This window comes from Pseudomonas sp. NPDC087803, assembly GCF_044742995.1.
Classification (GTDB): Bacteria; Pseudomonadota; Gammaproteobacteria; order Pseudomonadales; family Pseudomonadaceae; genus Aquipseudomonas.
Window position 1 is genome coordinate 1 of sequence record NZ_JBIUVO010000153.1, and the last position, 1,481, is coordinate 1,481.

Here is a 1,481-nt window from a genome sequence, read left to right on the forward strand (position 1 = left end):
TGCCCGCCCCCCCCCCGCGCGCCCGGCGGGCCCGGCGGCTGTTCGAGTGATTATTGGGCGCCCTTCATGGGCAGAGGCGGCTTTGAAATGGCTTTGATCGTACAGAAATTTGGAGGCACCTCGGTCGGTACTGTCGAGAGAATCGAGCAGGTCGCCGACAAGGTTAAGAAATTCCGCGATGCCGGCGATGACCTGGTGGTTGTGCTGTCTGCAATGAGCGGCGAAACCAACCGTCTGATCGATCTGGCCAAGCAAATCAGTGGCGACGTGCAACCGGTTCCGCGTGAACTGGACGTGATCGTTTCCACCGGTGAGCAGGTGACGATTGCCCTGTTGGCCATGGCGCTTATCAAGCGCGGTGTGCCGGCGGTGTCGTACACCGGTAATCAGGTGCGGATCCTGACGGACAGTGCGCACAATAAAGCGCGTATCTTGCAGATTGATGACCAGAAGATTCGCGGTGATCTGAAAGCGGGTCGCGTGGTGGTTGTCGCCGGTTTCCAGGGCGTCGACGAGCACGGCAACATCACCACCCTCGGCCGTGGCGGTTCCGACACCACGGGCGTGGCGTTCAAGATTCTCGGCCCGATCAGTGCCGCGAACATCGAAGTCGACATGATCGTGCAGAACGTAGCGCACGATAACACCACCGACTTCACCTTCACCGTGCACCGCAACGACTACCAGGCCGCACAGACCGTGCTGGAAAACACCGCTCGCGAGATCGGTGCCCGGGAAGTGGTGGGCGACACCAAAATTGCCAAGGTCTCGATCGTCGGCGTTGGCATGCGTTCCCACGCAGGTGTGGCCAGCCGCATGTTCGAATCCCTGGCCAAGGAAAGCATCAACATCCAGATGATCTCGACGTCGGAAATCAAGGTTTCCGTGGTGATCGAAGAGAAGTACCTGGAACTGGCCGTGCGCGCCCTGCACACGGCTTTCGAACTGGACGCTCCGGCCCGTCAGGGCGAGTAATCCGGTCACCTGAAGGGCGCGGTCTGACCGCGCCCTTTATTTTTGAATGGCGCGAGCCGCTGAACTGTTCTTTTGCTCGCGCTGGTCAATACTCAGGCATGTAGGGCTACGATCGCTCCGGTTGTAGGTCGGGTGCCTTTTTTTTGCAGACTGTTGTCCCTGAATGAAATGCGTGAGGAGAAAGGTATGCTGATTCTGACTCGTCGGTGCGCAGAAAGCCTGATTATCGGTGATGGCGAAATCACCGTGACCGTGCTCGGCGTTAAAGGAAATCAAGTGCGTATAGGCGTCAACGCCCCGAATGTGGTTGCCGTGCACCGTGAGGAAATTTACCTGCGTATAAAGAAAGAGAAGGACGAAGAACCAAGCCATTAATTTTTATCGTTTTTTATGTTTGCAAACGGGGAAGAAGGTGGTTAATATACGCCCCGTGTTGCGGAGAGCTGGCCGAGTGGCCGAAGGCGCTCCCCTGCTAAGGGAGTACACCTCAAAAGGGTGTCGGGGGT

Annotated in this window: 2 protein-coding genes; both read left to right on the forward strand. The window is 57.7% G+C overall.

Features of this window, described 5'->3' with window-relative positions:
- Positions 1 to 87: 87 nt before the first annotated feature.
- Positions 88 to 975 carry an aspartate kinase gene (locus ACIOUG_RS27100; protein WP_401070260.1) on the forward strand — a complete coding sequence of 296 codons (888 nt, stop codon included), beginning with the start codon at positions 88 to 90 and terminating at the stop codon, positions 973 to 975.
- 186 nt (positions 976 to 1,161) lie between these two features.
- Positions 1,162 to 1,350 carry a carbon storage regulator CsrA gene (gene csrA, locus ACIOUG_RS27105; protein WP_401070263.1) on the forward strand — a complete coding sequence of 63 codons (189 nt, stop codon included), beginning with the start codon at positions 1,162 to 1,164 and terminating at the stop codon, positions 1,348 to 1,350.
- Positions 1,351 to 1,481: the final 131 nt, after the last annotated feature.

Coding starts and splice junctions, on each gene's coding strand:
- ACIOUG_RS27100 (WP_401070260.1), top strand. CDS start 88: ATGGCTTTGATCGTACAGAAATTTGGAGGCACCTCGGTCGGTACTGTC.
- csrA (WP_401070263.1), top strand. CDS start 1,162: ATGCTGATTCTGACTCGTCGGTGCGCAGAAAGCCTGATTATCGGTGAT.